Source organism: Bacillus cereus (genome assembly GCF_002561295.1).
GTDB classification, from domain to species: domain Bacteria; phylum Bacillota; class Bacilli; order Bacillales; family Bacillaceae_G; genus Bacillus_A; species Bacillus_A cereus_S.
The window spans coordinates 358,235-374,816 of the sequence record NZ_NTUG01000005.1 but is presented as its reverse complement, the minus strand read 5'-3'; the positions used below and the strand labels follow the sequence as shown (position 1 = coordinate 374,816).

The following is a 16,582-nucleotide window of genomic DNA, read 5'->3' as shown; positions in this document are numbered from 1 at the left end:
TCGTATCATATGCACCAACGAAAAATAAAAAAGCCCCTGCAATATATGCAGGGACGAAAAAATCGCGGTACCACCCTAAATTGTGAAACAGTTTCATTTCACCACTCTGTAGAAATAACGGTCCATAACCGTCTTTTACTAATCCAAATGTTTCGTAAAAGAAGCTCCAGGGGGTAATTCATAAGTCGTTCTGTACTGGTTCGCACCGACCACCAGCTCTCTGAAAGCAAGAAACGAAATACTACTAAATCCTATCATTGCCGATTCATATGATGTTAGTTAAATTTTTATCATAAATGTAGTTCCTATGTCAATATATATGTTGATTATTTTTTAAAAAGAAAATAATGGGAGAATGTTTTTTGTATTCTTTATTTGTGCGTTATAATGAAAAGAGAGAGGAGGGAAGTGAATGAAGAAAAAAATATTTCTTGTTACAACCTTGCTTATTTTAGGTGGTGGTGCTGGCATTTATACAGCATTTGCAGCATCGCCGTTTCAAGTACAACAACAGAGTGTGCAAAAAGTAGAAAAGAAAGAATTAGAGAAAGTGAAAGAGGAAAAAAATAGAGAGAAAACGGCTGATAAATTAGGAGTTTCTCTTGATGGGAAAACAGAACAAGAGATTAGAAAAGATTTGGATAAAGCTAGATTTGAAAAGAGACATGAATTATTAATAGAACATGCAAAGAAATTGGGAATTGATACGGAAGGTAAAAAAGATGAAGAGATTATTTTAGAAATCGGAAAGATTCAACATGGAAGATGAAGCGACTTATCTTATGATAAGTCGTTCTTTTTTAAGAACAAACGTATGCGAAAATAATTGACAGTATTTTAATTTTAATGTTAACTATATTTATATAAAAGTTAACATTAGGGGTGACAATTGTGACTGTTAGTCGTAATACAAGTAAAACAGCAGCTTATACATATGAAGAATTAGCAGAAAAAAATAAATCGTATGTATGGCATCCATTTACACAAATGAAAGATTATATATCAGAAGATCCCGTAATTATTGAGCGAGGAGAAGGACGTAAATTATATGATGTAAATGGAAATGGTTATTGGGATGGTGTGTCATCCATTTGGCTGAATGTTCATGGACACCATGTACCAGAACTAGACGATGCAATTCGTGAACAATTAAATAAAGTTGCACATTCTACTATGTTAGGCCTTGCTAATGTACCATCTATTTTACTTGCAGAAAAGATTATTGAAGTTGTTCCGGAAGGTTTGAAAAAAGTATTTTATTCAGATTCTGGCTCTACAGCTGTTGAAATTGCGATAAAAATGGCTTTTCAATATTGGCAGCATAAAGGAAAACCTAAAAAACAAAAATTTATTACATTAAAAGAAGCGTATCATGGAGATACGATTGGTGCTGTTTCAGTAGGAGCGATTGACTTGTTTCACCAAGTGTATAGTTCGCTCTTATTTGATGCGATAAAAATGCCTTATCCATATACATATCGTTCTCCTTATGGTGATGACAAAGAGAAAATTGTTCAAAAGCATTTGGAAGAAATGGAAGAGTTATTAAAAGAGAAACATGAAGAAGTTGCAGCGATTATTGTAGAACCGTTAATGCAAGGTGCAGGCGGTATGATTACAATGCCGAAAGGATACTTAAAAGGTCTTCGGGACCTTTGTACAACATATAATGTTTTATTTATTACAGATGAAGTAGCGACAGGGTTTGGACGCACCGGAAAAATGTTTGCTTGTGAACATGAAAATATTACACCAGACATTTTAACAGCTGGAAAAGGTTTAACAGGTGGATATTTACCTCTGGCGATTACTGTTACGACAGATGAAATTTATAATGCTTTTTTAGGCGACTATGAAGAGCAGAAAACATTTTTCCACGGTCATAGTTATACGGGTAATCCATTAGGATGTGCTGTTGCAATTGCTAATCTAGAGCTTTATGAGAAAACAAATTTAGTAAATGATGTTGCATATAAATCGAAATATGTGGGAGAGCAATTGAAAGCACTGTATGAGTATAAACATGTTGGAGATATTCGTCAGTGTGGGTTAATGGTAGGAATTGAACTTGTGAAAAATAAAGAAACGAAAGAGCCTTTTGAATGGACGGAACGAGTAGGTGTGGAAGTATGTAAGCGTTCAAGGGAACTAGGTATGATTTTACGTCCGCTTGGAAATACGATTGTATTTATGCCACCGTTAGCATCTCAGCTAGAAGAAATCGATGAAATGCTACGCATTTTATATCAAGCAATTGCAGATGTTACGGAGGGAGAAGAATGAGCGGCTTTTTTATAACAGCAACTGATACGGAAGTTGGAAAAACAGTTGTTACAGGTGCATTAGCAGGAGTGCTTAGAAAGCGTGGACATAACATAGGTGTATATAAACCATTACAAAGTGGCCATGTCGATTCGAATCCAGAAGGTGATGCAGCTAGATTGAAAGTCGCATCAGGAGTAACAACAGAGACGAATCGAATTTGTCCTTATTCTATTGAAGAGCCTCTTGCGCCAAGATTGGCGATGCAACGAGCAGGAAGAAGTGTGACATTAGAACAAATTACTGCCCATTATCATGAGTTAATGAAAGAGTTTAATAGTTTGTTTGTAGAAGGAGCAGGTGGGCTCGCTGTTCCATATACGAAAGATGCATTAGTGCTGGATTTTGCAAAGGAATTAAAACTACCACTTATTATTGTGGCACGTCCGACATTGGGGACTGTGAATCATACAATTTTGACGATTTCGTATGCGAAAGCACATGGACTAGCAGTTGCTGGAGTTATTTTCTCTGGCTGTAAAGAATGTGAGAAAGAACGTGTGCAAGAAAATAAAGAAATGATTGAGGAGTTAAGTGGTGTGCCAGTTTTAGGTTTACTACCAGAACTTTGTGAAGGGTTTACACGTGATGAACTATTAAGAGTAGCCGAAGAGAATATTTCGATTTTACATTTAGAGGAGTTTGTCAAACATGGATCAAACGTGGAATCAACACTTTCGCTCTAGCCTAAATCGTTTGAAAGAAAAATCGCAATATCGTCATGTAGTTGTGACTGATCAAGCTGACGCGCCGTGGCTCATGAGAAATGGCCAGCGCATGTTGAATTTAGCTTCGAATAACTATCTTGGTTTAGCAGGAGATAGGCGGTTAAAAGAAGCATCAATCGCAGCGACAAGGGCACACGGAGTAGGAGCGACTGCATCGAGGCTTGTGGTAGGAAATTATTCATTATATGAAGAGGTAGAACAAAGAGTTTGTGATTGGAAAGAAACTGAAAAAGCAATCATTGTGAACAGCGGCTATTCAGCGAATATAGGAGCAATCTCCTCGTTAGTAGGACGCCATGATATTGTTTTTAGCGATAAGTTAAATCATGCGAGTATCGTTGATGGAATTATGCTTAGCGGTGCAGAACATAAAAGATACCGCCATAATGATTTGGAGCATTTGGAAACATTATTGCGAACGGTACCTTCTGCCAAGCGAAAGTTAATTGTAACAGATACGGTTTTTAGTATGGATGGAGATGTTGCTCATCTAAAAAAGTTGGTTCTGCTCAAAGAAAAGTATGGAGCACTTCTCATGGTAGATGAGGCTCATGCAGGTGGAATATACGGAAGACATGGTGCTGGATTGGCTCACATTGAACAAGGGCTTTCTCAGAAAATTGACATTCATATGGGAACATTTAGTAAGGCATTAGGATGTTATGGAGCCTATTTAGCTGGTGATGCAATTTGCATGGATTATATGAAAAACACGATGAGAAGCTTTATTTTCACAACAGCATTACCACCAGGAATGCTCGGTGCAATGAAATGTGCAATTGAAATTGTTAAGGAAGATGAAGAGAGACGGCAGCGGCTTTTACAAAATGGAGCGTATTTCCGCAATGCTTTAGAAGAAGCTGGCTTTAATATTGGTGATAGTTCTACTCATATTGTTCCGGTCATTGTTCCATCAAATGAAGCTGTGATGCGTTTTAGCGAAAAATTACAAGAAGTAGGAATTGCTGCAATTGCTATCAGGCCACCAACTGTTCCGCATAATAGTTCACGGATTCGATTTGCAGTTACGTCTGAACACACAATAGTTAACTTACAATGGGCTATTAGGCAGATTATTCGAATTGGTAGAGAAGAGGGGGTACTGAAATGAAAAAGCCCGAGCTTATTTTTATTCCTGGATGGGGGATGGAAAAGCAAGTATGGGATCCGTTACTCCCTTATTTTCAAGAATATTCTGTCCGTCATGTTGAATGGCGTGATGTGAAAGAGATTACCGATTTTGCCAAACGTATCGAAGAAGCGGCAAAAGGGAAAGAGGTCGTTTTAATAGGATGGTCACTTGGGGCATTAGCTGCTCTTCAAGTATGTGACAGAGTGCGGACAAAAGGAATGGTTTTAATAGGTAGTACGGCAAAGTTTACAGTGGATGAAAATTATGAAAGTGGATGGAAAAGTCCTTTTGTCGAACGGATGAAAAGAAGTTTGGTGAAACGAAAGGATGATACATTGGAGCGCTTTTATAAAAGTATGTTTACAAAACAAGAGTTAAAAGAAAGTGAACAATTTGAAGGTATTGTAGCGCGCTTTCAAGGTGATTCTATCGAATCTTTACAGCTAGGACTTGATTATTTAATAGAGATGGATATGAGAAGTCAGTTACAGGATGTAAAGACGCCAATATTACTGCTTCATGGAGAACAGGATACGATATGCCCACTATCTGCTGCTCGCTACATACAAGAAAATACGATTGGGACGCTTAAAGTAAGAAATGGAGCGGGGCATGCACTTTGTGTAACGGATTTTGAATATTGCGCAAATGAAATAATTCGGTTTGTAGAGGGGATACAAAATGATCAACAAAACGTTATTACAAAAACGATTTAATGGGGCAGCTGTATCCTATGATCAATATGCAAGTGTACAAAAGAAGATGGCGCAACAATTGCTTTCTATAATGAAAAAACACTACCACAAGATGTCGTCCATCCGTATTTTAGAACTCGGATGTGGCACAGGCTATTTGACTGAACAATTAGCTGTTTCTTTTCCAAATGCAGAAATTATAGCAATTGATTTTGCTGAGAGTATGATTGCTGTTGCGAAAACGAGAAATCACGTTGAATCTGTAACATTTCGGTGTGAAGATATCGAACACCTTACATTAAGTGAGTCATTTGATGTCATTATCTCGAGCGCCACATTTCAGTGGTTAAACGATTTACAAACAACGGTGAAAAGTTTATATCGTTATTTGTTTGAAGGTGGTTTGTTGTTATTTTCAACATTTGGAGATCAAACGTTTCAAGAACTTCATACAGCATTTCAAAATGCTAAAGAAGAAAAAAATATACAAAGTAGTTCATCTGTTGGACAACGTTTTGTAACGAGAGAACAGCTTAAAGATGTATGTGAAAGTATAACAGGGGATGTTCATGTTTCTGAAACATGTTACATAGAGAAGTTTGCTACAGTTCGGGAGTTTCTACAATCCATTCGGAAAGTGGGAGCAACGAATAGTAATGCAGAATCTTATTGTCAAAGTCCTTCTATCTTTCGAACGATGCTTCGCATATACGAAAGAGATTTCACGGAAGAAGGGCAAATTGTAACAACGTACCATGCTTTATTTGCGTATATTGAAAAAGAGGGGAAGAGAAGAAATGAAACAAGTACAAACAAAAGTAGATTGGAAGCAAATTGCATCTGAAGTAGTAGAGGGTAGAAGTATAACGAAAGAAGAAGCGTTAGCTATTTTAGAAGCAGATGACAAAGAAGTATTAGAAATTATGAATGCAGCTTATATTATTCGCCACCATCATTTCGGTAAAAAAGTAAAATTAAATATGATTATTAATACAAAATCTGGATTATGCCCAGAAGATTGTGGGTATTGTTCGCAGTCTATCGTTTCAGAAGCGCCAATCGATAAGTATGCATGGTTAACACAAGAAAAGATTGTAGAGGGAGCTCATGAGGCGATTCGCCGTAAAGCTGGTACATATTGCATTGTTGCATCTGGTCGCCGTCCAACGAATAAAGAAGTAAATCATGTCATTGGTGCAGTAAAAGAAATTCGAGAAACAACAGATTTAAAAATTTGTTGCTGCTTAGGGTTTTTAAATGAAGATCAAGCAGGACGATTAGCAGAAGCAGGTGTTCATCGTTATAACCATAACTTAAATACACATGCAAATAATTACGATAGCATTTGTTCAACACATACGTATGATGATCGCGTAGATACAGTAGAAAAAGCAAAACAAGCAGGAATTTCTCCTTGTTCTGGTGCAATCTTCGGAATGGGAGAAACGAAAGAGCAGCGCGTTGAAATTGCGCTTGAATTACAACGTATAGATGCGGATTCTATTCCATGTAACTTCCTTGTTGCTGTAAAAGGAACACCACTTGAAGGACAGAAAGAATTAACACCAGTAGAATGTTTAAAAACTCTCGCAATGATGCGCTTCGTGAATCCATCAAAAGAAATTCGAATTTCTGGTGGTCGTGAAATTAACTTGCGTTCTGTACAACCACTTGGTTTATTTGCAGCAAATTCGATCTTTGTTGGTGACTATTTAACAACAGAAGGACAAGAGCCAACAGCTGACTGGAATATGATTGAAGATTTAGGATTTGAGATTGAGGAATGTGCACTATAAAGATAAAAAAGAAAGCTCTTTTTGGAGCTTTCTTTTTTGTTAAGAAAATGTAATAAAGCATTTTAAAGCTGTCAAATCGGTGTTTTTGAATAAAAAATTAATGTTGTGGACGAATTTTCCAACCTGTAATTGTACAAAGTAAAGATGTAATTTATCTTTGGTTGGAGGATTTTACATGCACAAATACATATTAGCCATTATGACTACTCTTATTTTATTAAAAGCAATTAGTTCAGATCCAGTGAAAGCAGTTGAAAATCCTGAACAGAAAGAAATGCAGCAACGAATAGAACAACACTTTCGCACAAAAGCTGAGCATTTTGGAATTGAGACAGAGGGGAAAGAATTAAAAGAGGTTCGAAAAGAGCTTCATATTGTAGAAGAAGAAAAAAGGCGAGAAAATGTTTGGAGAACGGCTCAAAATCTTCGTATTAAAACAGAAGGAAAAACGATGGATGAATTGATAAAAGATGTGCGGAAAAAAGTGAAGAAATAAAAAAAGAGGCTGAAGCCTCTTTTTTTTATGCCCATTGCTTTGATAAATGAGCCATTTCAATTGCAGCAACTGCTGATTCATACCCTTTGTTGCCAGCCTTCGTACCAGCACGTTCAATAGCTTGTTCAATTGTTTCAGTTGTTAATACACCGAAAATAACTGGGATATCTGTTTGTAATGATAAAGATGCAACACCTTTTGCAACTTCATTACAAACGTAATCATAATGAGTTGTAGCGCCGCGAATGACTGTTCCTAGTGTAATGACAGCATCGTATTTACCGCTATTCGCCATTTTTTTTGCGATTAATGGGATTTCAAATGCACCTGGAACCCATGCGACATCAATGTCGCTTTCTTCTACACCATGTCTTTTTAAACCGTCTAGTGCACCGCCTAGTAGTTTGCTTGTAATAAATTCATTAAAACGTCCAACTACAACTCCAACTTTTAACCCTGTACCAACTAAATGACCTTCGAATACCATGTTTTATCTCTCCCTTTATATATTATAAACTTAATAAGTGACCTAATTTTTCTAATTTTGTTTGTAAATATGCTTTGTTTTCTTCTTTTGTTGGCATTTGCAATGGTACGCGTTCGACCACCTCTAAATCATACCCTTGCAAGCCGGCAATTTTTCTTGGATTATTTGTTAATAAACGCAATTGCTGTAAGCCTAGATCTTTTAAGATTTGTGCACCAATACCGTAATCGCGAAGATCGGCAGGAAATCCTAACTTTTCATTTGCTTCAACCGTATCTAGCCCTTCCTCCTGTAACTTGTATGCACGGAGCTTATTAAGGAGTCCAATGCCGCGACCTTCCTGCCTCATATAAAGAAGAACACCTTTTCCTTCGCGTTCAATTTGCGTGAGAGCAGCATGAAGCTGTGGACCACAATCGCAGCGGCAGGAGCCGAACACATCGCCAGTTAAACATTCTGAATGAACTCGAACGAGAACAGGTTCATCAGCAGAGATGTCCCCTTTTACGAGAGCGATATGTTCTTTTTGATCTAACGAATTGGAATAACCGATTGCATGAAATGTACCGAAATCTGTCGGTAATGTAATTTCAACTTCTCTTGTTACGAGTGTTTCATGATGGCGACGATAAGCAATTAAATCTTCAATCGTAATCATTTTTATATCAAATTGTTCTGCAATTTGTACTAAATCAGGAACACGTGCCATTGTGCCATCTTCATTTATAATTTCACAAATAACTCCAGCCGGTTCTGCACCACATAATTTTGCTAAATCAACCGCTGCTTCTGTATGGCCGGCGCGACGCAGAACGCCACCTTCTTTCGCAATTAAAGGAAAGATGTGACCTGGACGATTGAAATCTGTTCCTTTTGATGCGGGGTTTAATAACTCACGTATAGTTGTTGCGCGTTCATAAGCGCTAATACCTGTTGTTGTAGAAACATGATCGATACTTACCGTAAACGCAGTATGATGAGAATCTGTATTATGAGAAACCATAGGCTCTAATTGTAAGCGTTCTGCGTATTGCTTTGTAATTGGTACGCAGACAAGTCCACGGCCATGTGTAATCATAAAATTAATTGTTTCTGGTGTAATGTTCTCTGCTAAAGCGATGAAATCTCCTTCGTTTTCACGGTTTTCATCATCACATACGATAATGACTTTTCCTTGTTTTAAATCTTCTAGTGCTTCTTCAATACGATGAAACATCGTGCTTCCCCCTTATAGAAATCCGTTTTCTTGTAAAAAGCTTTCTGTAACTGAACTGCTCTGTTTCTTGGGCTTTGTAATAAAACGCTCAATATATTTTCCAATCATGTCACATTCAATGTTCACGATGTCTCCAGCTGCCTTTTCACCAATAATAGACTTGCTTACTGTGTGCGGAATGAGTGAAATGGTAATGGAAGATTCATCTATATCAAATATCGTTAAGCTTGTTCCATCAACAGCCACGGATCCTTTGTGTAAACAATAACGGAGCAAATCATCTGGAATTTCAATTTTGTAATATATCGCATTATAGTGCTGTTTTTTACTTACGATGGTTCCAATTCCATCAATATGCCCTGTGACGAAATGTCCACCAAATCGCCCACTTGCAGCCATTGCCCGTTCTAGATTTACTTTAGAACGAGTGCTGAGCATACGTAGTGATGTCGCTCGCATCGTTTCAGGCATGGCATCAACAGTAAACGAAGACGCTGTAAAAGAAGTAACAGTTAAACAAATTCCATTTACAGCAATACTGTCTCCTAGTTTTACGTCTGATAAGATTGTATTCGCTGTAATTGTCAGCTTCATTGCTTCTCCGCTTTGGCTTATATTCGAAACAGTTCCAAGCTCTTCTACAATTCCTGTAAACATGCAGGCACCTCATTTCGCACTGTGGCGACGATTTTTATATCATCACCAATTTGTTTCATCTCTTGAATTTGCAAAGAAATTGCATGTTGTAGCTTGTTAAAGCCGGTGCCACCAAACATCGTTGGGGCATCTTTTCCACCGATTAATTTTGGGCTTATATACGTGACAATTTCATTAAAACACTTTGCTTCTAAAAAGCTTGCGTGTACCGATTGTCCTCCTTCAACAAAGAGTGAAAGAATTTGTTTCTCACCGAGAAGGGAGAGAAACTCGCGTATTTCAATTTGTTTCGTCTTCATTTGAAATACGGATATCCCTTGAGATTCATAGGTCGTTATTTTTCCTTTATCTACATCTTTTCCAACAATAATCCATGTTGGCGCTATCCCGTCAGTAATGATATGAGAAGACAGCGGTGTTCGTAAGTGTGTATCTAAAATAATTCGAATGGGATGCTTGCCACCGTTTGGAAGACGTGTTGTTAAAGATGGATTATCAGCTATAACAGTATTCACTCCGACAAGGATGGCATCGTGCGTATGACGATATTGATGTACATCATCGCGAGCATCCTCACCTGTAATCCATTTACTTTCGCCGGTAGAAGTAGCTATTTTCCCATCTAAACTCATTGCTGTTTTTATTGTGACGAACGGCAATTTCGTTTTCATATAGTGGAAAAAGTATCGATTTAATGTGGTAGCTTCCTCTTCTAGAACACCGGTAGTTACGCTAATACCTGCTTCTTGTAAACGTCTTGCCCCGCTACCTGAAACGAGCGGATTGCAATCGAGTGTAGCAATTACTACACGTTTCACTCTTTTTTCAATGAGTAGGTCGCAGCAAGGTGGAGTTTTTCCAAAATGACTGCACGGTTCTAATGTTACATACACAGTAGATCCATATGCTTTATCACCAGCCATATGAATGGCATGAACTTCAGCATGTTCTTCACCTGCACGCAGGTGCGCTCCCATTCCAACAATATTTCCATCTTTTACAACGACAGCACCGACCATTGGATTGGGACTTGTTTGCCCTGAAGTACTTTCTGCTAACTGTAAGGCGATGTTCATATATTCTTGGTCTGTCATTCTTTTCACCTCTCCTAAAAAAATCAAAAAACCCCAAGGATAATAATATCCTTGGGGTTTGGGAGACGTGATTTCTAGAAATATAGATCGAATACGAAAGTATAGGAAAGAAACCTAACGATGATTGATATTTCAGCATAGGAAAAAAGCCTAGCAAACTATCAATTTTTTATACGCTAGTCGTATCTTTTTATTTCAGCATAGGGAAATAGGTATATGAAATAAAACATATACAGTGATTCAAAACGAATCAGTAAAAATGTGTATGCCAAAATAAAAGTGTATTCGCTATATAAGCACTAGAAAACATATCCTTCTCCCATCCAGACTATACTGTCGGCCCTAGAATTTCACTAGATCCACCGTTTCCAAGCTTGGAAACGGGTCACGGACTTAGAAGTGTGCACTTCATCACCGCCGGTTGGGAATTTCACCCGACCCCGAAGGATGCTGTTTGCTCACATTATAGCACAAAAAAGAAAAAAGGATAGTAAAAAATATTCGAATGTGAAGAATTATATGAAAATGAGGAGTGGAATAAAGTTTGTTATACTAATATGGGAAAGATTTCAGTATAGGCATAAATGAGGTGGAGATATGAAATATATTGCAGTGGGAATCGGTGGTATCGTGGGAGCTTTAGTACGGTATGGATTGGGGCAATGGATTGGTACTCCTTCAGTCGATGTTTTTCCGCTGGCAACATGGTTAGCGAATATGATTGGTAGTTTTTTATTAGCCTTTTTAACGATGTATGTTTTTCGTATGAAACATGTTTCACAAGTGGTAATTAGTAGTGTTGGAACGGGAATAATTGGTTCATTTACAACGTTTTCGACATTTAGTGTAGAGACATTGAAACTTTTGCAAAATGAAGCCTTTTTTATGGCGTTTTATTATGTAAGTACAAGTGTGATTGGGGGATTATTCCTATCATTCATTGGGTTTTATTTTGGTAATGTATTATATGAAAAAAGTGTGAAGAAAGAAGGAGCAAGATGAATATTTTGCTTGTAGCAATCGGTGGTTTTTTTGGTGCAATTGCTAGATTTTTTATTAGCAATGTAATGAAAGAGAAGTATGGTAATCTCTTTCCATATGGAACGTTATTTGTAAATGTATTAGGGTCGTGTTTACTCGGTTTCTTATATGGAGCTAAATTCAGTAGTACGTGGTTATTACTGTGTGGAACAGGGTTTATGGGGGCATTTACGACTTTTTCAACATGTAAGCTTGAAATGGTTCAATTGGTACATAAGCGAGAGGGACAAAAGGCAATCTTATATTTAATAATAAGTTATATATTAGGTATTTCCTTTGCATGCTTTGGCTATTATATAGGGCAAATATAAGAAAACAGCACGCACAGCGATTTGTGCGTGCTGTTTTCTTTATTCTTCTTCCTTTGGTGCTCGAACAACAGATTCGAATTTTCCCTTATGCGAAGCATCGCAATAAGGCATATTTTTTGATAACCCGCAGCGACATAAAGAAAATGCAGGTTTTGCTGGGAATGCATTCCCTTGTGAGTCGATTAGTTCCACATCCCCTGTAATGCGAAACGAGCCATTGTCATTCACTTTAATTTGTACTTTAGCCAACAATATCCCTCCTTCCTAAACGCTTATGTTCATCATATAACCACAGAAAGCGCTTGACAATAAAAAACAGTACTTTGTATGTAGAAGAAGAGAATGTTATAATAACGTTTATAATTGACATATAGTAAGGTGACGAAACATGAATAAACAATTACGTACACTGCAAAGTGTTGCAAATGAGCGCACGTGGGCATCGTTTTTAAATGATAATCATCCATATAGTTTACTGCATTGGTCGATTGCTGGTGTGGGACAAGAACCGAAAGATGTGTGGCTTCTTCAAGATGAAGTTACTTTCCAAACGACCGAATTTCAAACGCTTGATGAAGCGGTAAAATGGATTTCTGAAAATATGGAACAAGTTACAGATGTATTGGCGCAATAACGTGAAAAAACAGGCTTATGCAAGCCTGTTTTTTGTTTCTTTCACATATGTTTTTAAAAATTGATCTACGGCAGCTTCATATTCTTGCTTGTTTTCATTATAAGAGCAAGCATGTGCACCGTGTTCGGCAATAAAGAGTTGCTTATTCGTTTCTTTCGCTTCATAAAGTGCTCTTGTCATGTCACATAAAATATAATCATCATCTTTACTATGAATAAAAAGGACTGGATTATTTATGTTTTTTACACAATCGATGGGGGAAACTTCCCGTATTGTATAACCGTCCCTTACCTTTAAAAATGCATTCGCTAATGGGAGCAGTGGCCATTTTGGTAAATGGAATTCGGCTTTTAAGCGATGTTGTAGCTGACCATAAAAGTCAGAGAATGGGCAATCCGCAATATAAAAATCAGCACCGTCTTCTATCATTCCTGCATATTGAAGGAGTGTGGCAGCACCCATCGATTCTCCATGAATACCGAGTGTAATATTTGTTCCAAAACGGTTTTTTAGCCAATCAACTACCGTTTTTAAATCATGTTTTTCATAATAGCCATAACTTGTTGTTTTTCCACCTGTTTTACCATGGCGGCGGTGATCATAAATAAATACGTTATATCCTCTGCTTAAAAATAAATTTGCATATTTGACAGAGTTTATTTTATTTACGGTTACACCGTGGCAAAAGATCATAAACTTATTAGAATTGCCTGCAGAAATGTAATAGCCGTGAATGTCATATTTAAATTGAGATGGAATACAAATTTCTTCTTTTGGAATGGCGTTAAAATCTTCTAAACGAAAATGCTTTTTTGTTTCACGCTCTAAAATTTCTTCTTCTGCTTTTTTCTTTAAGTACATTACTTTATTGGTAAAGAAAATACCGATACCAATGAATGCTCCTATTAAGGTTAGCAATGCTGTAAAAAAACGTTTCATACCTTACCTCATCCTCCAAATGTCTCTACATATGATACACTTATATTGTATCATAATGATGTGAAAAGGGAGATAGTGGAACATGATTCAAATACAAAAAATTACAGCAGAAATGAGAGAGACAATTACGCTTTTTATGTGTAAAAATTGGGGCAGCACACTGATGGTTTCACGTGGAAGAACGCACCAATTAGATCAATTACAAGGTTTTATTGCAATTGAACATAACAGAATATTAGGGATTGTTACATATGAAATAAAAGAAAAGGATTGTGAGATTGTTTCATTGGATAGCTTTGAGGAAAAAAAGGGACTTGGAACGAAACTTGTAGAACATGTAATTGGTATAGCGGAAAAACAATCTTGTAAAAAGGTGTGGCTCATTACAACAAATGATAATACGAATGCGCTTCGCTTCTATCAGAAACGTGGCTTTATGATGACCAATTTATATGTAGATGCGGTTAAGGAAGCAAGAAAGATAAAACAGGAAATTCCGCTTGTTGGATATGATAACATTGCGATTTTACATGAAATTCAGTTAGAAAAAGTGAATATATAAAATCAACTTTTATATATGGAAGAGGAAAAAGATGAATATTTCCTGTAACAATTTTCAGAAATATAAAATAATAAACTTGACGAATGATCTACTTTGTTTTAGGTTTAAATTGTAAGCTATTACCATATTAAGGGGTGACGATGTGGCAACCATACGTGATGTTGCAAAATTGGCCGGTGTTTCAGTCGCAACCGTTTCACGAGTGATTAATGAAAAAGGGTATGTCCATGAGGATACATTAAAACAAGTAAAACAGGCAATTGAAGAGTTACAGTATAAACCGAATGCCGTAGCAAAGGCGTTATTTAAAAAATCTTCGACAATGATTGCGATATTAGTATCAAATTTAAAAGATCCATCCTATATCACATTGCTTCGTTCCGTAGAAGAGGCTGCATATAAAGAGGGATATCAACTTGTCATTTGTAACATAGAAAATAAGAGTGGGTACATAGATATATTAATGCAAAATAATATTGCTGGTGTAATTATGACAAACGATGTATATAAACAACTGGATGAGGTTTCTATGCCGTTTGTTGTACTTGATGAAGCGGAAGCAATTTCTACATATTATGAAAGTGCTAAAAAGGCAGTTGTTTTACTAAAAGAAAAAGGCTGTCATTTTCTCGCTTATATTGGAGAAGAGGCAGAAGATGCGACGATGGAAGAACATGTATCTGGATTTTTAGATGGAGTTTGGGAAACAGGGCTCGCTTACCGGGAAGAAACGATAGAAGGTCCTGAGGAAAAGAGAATTATCGAATTATTACAAAAGCACCCTTACATCGATGGCATTGTAGCTTCTAGTGATGTTGTTGCCATTGCAACCATACGTGCAGCAAGTTATCTTCACATTTGTATACCGGAGCGGTTACAAGTCGTTGGGTTTAAAGGAAGTTTACAAGGTGAATGGGTTACGCCATCTTTAACAACGATTGGAAGTTCCTTTGAAAGGCAAGGGGTAGTAGCTGTGCAAAAATTAGTAGGGAAAATAAAAAAGAAACAAGTAAACCTTGAAGAAGTACAGCAAGAAGAATGTCTATTAATTGAACGAGAATCGACAAAGTAAAAGGTGCGTCCAAGTGAGACGCACCTTTTTTATAATGTGATGGCAGCAATAAAGCCAAATATAAGTAACGGAATATTGTAGTGAAGAAAGGTTGGAACACATGTATCCCATATATGATGGTGTCTGCCATCTGCGTTTAAACCTGAAGTAGGTCCTAGTGTACTATCAGATGCTGGAGAACCAGCGTCACCTAACGCACCAGCTGTACCGATAATTGCAATCGTTGCCATCGGACTAAAGCCAAGCTGGATACATAGTGGAACGAAAATTGTTGTTAAAATCGGAATGGTAGAAAAAGAAGAGCCGATTCCCATCGTAACGAGTAGACCGATAACAAGCATAAGAAATGCAGCAAGTGGCTTACTGTTCCCAATTAAATCAGCGCTTGTTTGAACGAGTGACTCTACATGCCCTGTTTCTCGAAGAACGGCTCCGAATCCAGCTGCAGAGATCATAACGAAACCGATAAATGACATCATACGCATACCACTTGTTAAAATAGCATCAGCTTCTTTGAGCGGAAGACTCCCGCTAATGGACAATACAATAATCCCTGCTAATGCACCAAAAATCATTGATTCTGTTGCTAATTGTACACTTAATGTTGCGATAATAGATAACAATCCGAACGTAATGCTTCTTTTGGTGTAAGGAGCTATTTCATCAGTTGAAGAGTGAATTGGTTCGGTTTGATAGGTACGTGGTTTACGATACGTAATGAACACAGCGACAAATAGTCCGATAATCATACCTATTGCTGGGATTGTCATTGCTTTTGGAATAAGGGTTACATCAAATGTAAGTCCGCTTTGCTCTGCATTTGTTTGTAATACATCATGATAAATCTTCCCAAATCCAGCTGGAATCCACATGTAAGGAGTAATTAATCCGAATGTAATAAGACATGTAACAAGTCTACGGTCTACTTTCAGTTCATTTAGTACTTTTAAAAGTGCTGGAATTAAAATAGGGATAAAAGCAATATGGACCGGTATAACATTTTGTGAAAAACAAGCCATTGCTAAAATGATAAATAAAATGAGTGTTTTTGAATAAGTTTGCTTTTTTGTATCTTTTTCATTGCCGACTAAGTTCAGAGCAGTATGAATCATAGCGTCGGGAAGCCCTGTTTTGGAAAGAGAAATAGCAAATCCTCCCAGCATGGCGTAACTTAAAGCGATTGGCGCACTGTTTCCAAGCCCTGTTGTAAAAGTATGGATTGTTTCTGAAATCCCTAGTCCGCCAATTAGTCCACCTGTTAAGGCGCCGACGATAATTGCGACAATGACTTGGACACGTAATAAACTAAGCAGCAGCATCACTGCTACTGCGACGAGTACAGCGTTCATAATAAATGTAATCTCCCTGATCTTTTTCTGTTGTTGCAACATGTAATTATA

Annotated in this window: 20 protein-coding genes, 1 riboswitch and 1 other annotated feature; of the genes, 13 read left to right on the top strand and 7 right to left on the bottom strand. The window is 37.2% G+C overall.

The features are described from left to right. Window positions 1–46 precede the first annotated feature (46 nt). Window positions 47–267, bottom strand: a binding site (T-box leader). A gap of 145 nt (window positions 268–412) precedes the next feature. The 8 genes from CN373_RS05420 (at window position 413) to CN373_RS05385 (ending at window position 7,169) form a co-directional block, all read left to right on the top strand. Next, a complete protein-coding gene (locus CN373_RS05420; RefSeq protein ID WP_000726749.1) occupies window positions 413–769 on the top strand; it encodes a hypothetical protein in 357 nt (118 codons plus the stop codon). A gap of 113 nt (window positions 770–882) precedes the next feature. Beyond that, window positions 883–2,283 (top strand): adenosylmethionine--8-amino-7-oxononanoate transaminase, encoded by a 1,401-nt coding sequence (bioA, locus tag CN373_RS05415; protein WP_002057624.1) that lies wholly within the window; start codon window positions 883–885, stop codon window positions 2,281–2,283. Continuing rightward, complete coding sequence (gene bioD, locus CN373_RS05410; RefSeq protein WP_098358911.1) at window positions 2,280–3,008, top strand: dethiobiotin synthase; 729 nt, start codon at window positions 2,280–2,282, stop codon at window positions 3,006–3,008. Before bioA ends, bioD begins: the two co-directional genes overlap by 4 nt. Further along, on the top strand, window positions 2,974–4,161 hold the full coding sequence (gene bioF / locus CN373_RS05405; protein ID WP_098358910.1) for an 8-amino-7-oxononanoate synthase: 1,188 nt from the start codon (window positions 2,974–2,976) through the stop codon (window positions 4,159–4,161). The genes bioD and bioF overlap by 35 nt, the downstream gene beginning before the upstream one ends. After that, a complete protein-coding gene (locus CN373_RS05400) occupies window positions 4,158–4,898 on the top strand; it encodes an alpha/beta fold hydrolase (protein ID WP_000742768.1) in 741 nt (246 codons plus the stop codon). Before bioF ends, CN373_RS05400 begins: the two co-directional genes overlap by 4 nt. After that, a complete protein-coding gene (gene bioC / locus CN373_RS05395; RefSeq protein ID WP_098358909.1) occupies window positions 4,864–5,721 on the top strand; it encodes a malonyl-ACP O-methyltransferase BioC in 858 nt (285 codons plus the stop codon). Before CN373_RS05400 ends, bioC begins: the two co-directional genes overlap by 35 nt. Next, window positions 5,675–6,673, top strand: coding sequence for a biotin synthase BioB (gene bioB, locus CN373_RS05390; RefSeq protein WP_000815870.1), 999 nt, complete (start codon window positions 5,675–5,677; stop codon window positions 6,671–6,673). The genes bioC and bioB overlap by 47 nt, the downstream gene beginning before the upstream one ends. Before the next feature lie 175 nt (window positions 6,674–6,848). Next, on the top strand, window positions 6,849–7,169 hold the full coding sequence (locus CN373_RS05385) for a hypothetical protein (protein WP_000549789.1): 321 nt from the start codon (window positions 6,849–6,851) through the stop codon (window positions 7,167–7,169). Between the two features lie 25 nt (window positions 7,170–7,194). Here CN373_RS05385 and ribH read toward each other — a convergent pair whose 3' ends face one another. Genes ribH through ribD form a run of 4 tightly spaced genes read right to left on the bottom strand, consistent with a single transcriptional unit; the run spans window position 7,195 to window position 10,623 of the window. Next, the gene (gene ribH, locus CN373_RS05380) at window positions 7,195–7,656 is read right to left on the bottom strand and encodes a 6,7-dimethyl-8-ribityllumazine synthase (protein WP_000230898.1); all 462 of its coding nucleotides are present in this window, start codon (window positions 7,654–7,656) and stop codon (window positions 7,195–7,197) included. Between the two features lie 22 nt (window positions 7,657–7,678). Beyond that, window positions 7,679–8,872, bottom strand: coding sequence for a bifunctional 3,4-dihydroxy-2-butanone-4-phosphate synthase/GTP cyclohydrolase II (locus CN373_RS05375; RefSeq protein ID WP_000468977.1), 1,194 nt, complete (start codon window positions 8,870–8,872; stop codon window positions 7,679–7,681). A 12-nt stretch (window positions 8,873–8,884) separates the two neighbouring features. Continuing rightward, window positions 8,885–9,529 (bottom strand): riboflavin synthase, encoded by a 645-nt coding sequence (ribE, locus tag CN373_RS05370; protein WP_098358908.1) that lies wholly within the window; start codon window positions 9,527–9,529, stop codon window positions 8,885–8,887. Continuing rightward, window positions 9,511–10,623, bottom strand: a complete 1,113-nt coding sequence (gene ribD, locus CN373_RS05365) for a bifunctional diaminohydroxyphosphoribosylaminopyrimidine deaminase/5-amino-6-(5-phosphoribosylamino)uracil reductase RibD (protein WP_000131953.1) — start codon at window positions 10,621–10,623, stop codon at window positions 9,511–9,513. The genes ribE and ribD overlap by 19 nt, the downstream gene beginning before the upstream one ends. 307 nt (window positions 10,624–10,930) lie before the next feature. Continuing rightward, window positions 10,931–11,075: riboswitch (FMN riboswitch) on the bottom strand. Window positions 11,076–11,220: 145 nt separating this feature from the next. On the opposite strand from ribD, the gene crcB (CN373_RS05360) reads away from it, so the two are divergent. Together crcB (CN373_RS05360) and crcB (CN373_RS05355) are read left to right on the top strand one after the other, a co-directional pair. Next, a complete protein-coding gene (gene crcB / locus CN373_RS05360) occupies window positions 11,221–11,625 on the top strand; it encodes a fluoride efflux transporter CrcB (protein ID WP_000873816.1) in 405 nt (134 codons plus the stop codon). Then, window positions 11,622–11,975, top strand: coding sequence for a fluoride efflux transporter CrcB (gene crcB / locus CN373_RS05355; protein ID WP_001023728.1), 354 nt, complete (start codon window positions 11,622–11,624; stop codon window positions 11,973–11,975). Before crcB (CN373_RS05360) ends, crcB (CN373_RS05355) begins: the two co-directional genes overlap by 4 nt. 39 nt (window positions 11,976–12,014) lie before the next feature. On the opposite strand, the gene CN373_RS05350 is transcribed toward crcB (CN373_RS05355), so the two are convergent. Next, window positions 12,015–12,230, bottom strand: coding sequence for a CDGSH iron-sulfur domain-containing protein (locus CN373_RS05350; protein WP_232297307.1), 216 nt, complete (start codon window positions 12,228–12,230; stop codon window positions 12,015–12,017). 133 nt (window positions 12,231–12,363) lie between these two features. Between CN373_RS05350 and CN373_RS05345 the strand changes: the two genes are divergently transcribed. Then, window positions 12,364–12,609, top strand: coding sequence for a DUF2552 family protein (locus CN373_RS05345; protein ID WP_001041466.1), 246 nt, complete (start codon window positions 12,364–12,366; stop codon window positions 12,607–12,609). A 15-nt stretch (window positions 12,610–12,624) separates the two neighbouring features. Here the strand turns inward: CN373_RS05345 and CN373_RS05340 are convergent, their stop codons facing one another. Further along, the gene (locus CN373_RS05340) at window positions 12,625–13,548 is read right to left on the bottom strand and encodes an alpha/beta hydrolase (protein WP_098358907.1); all 924 of its coding nucleotides are present in this window, start codon (window positions 13,546–13,548) and stop codon (window positions 12,625–12,627) included. Window positions 13,549–13,630: 82 nt separating this feature from the next. Here CN373_RS05340 and CN373_RS05335 point away from each other — a divergent pair, with 82 nt between their 5' ends. Then, window positions 13,631–14,110 carry a GNAT family N-acetyltransferase gene (locus tag CN373_RS05335; RefSeq protein ID WP_000614761.1) on the top strand — a complete coding sequence of 160 codons (480 nt, stop codon included), beginning with the start codon at window positions 13,631–13,633 and terminating at the stop codon, window positions 14,108–14,110. A 142-nt stretch (window positions 14,111–14,252) separates the two neighbouring features. Then, window positions 14,253–15,182 (top strand): LacI family DNA-binding transcriptional regulator, encoded by a 930-nt coding sequence (locus CN373_RS05330; protein WP_000201334.1) that lies wholly within the window; start codon window positions 14,253–14,255, stop codon window positions 15,180–15,182. Window positions 15,183–15,211: 29 nt separating this feature from the next. Here CN373_RS05330 and CN373_RS05325 read toward each other — a convergent pair whose 3' ends face one another. Further along, window positions 15,212–16,531 (bottom strand): Na+/H+ antiporter family protein, encoded by a 1,320-nt coding sequence (locus CN373_RS05325; RefSeq protein ID WP_000994833.1) that lies wholly within the window; start codon window positions 16,529–16,531, stop codon window positions 15,212–15,214. Window positions 16,532–16,582: the final 51 nt, after the last annotated feature.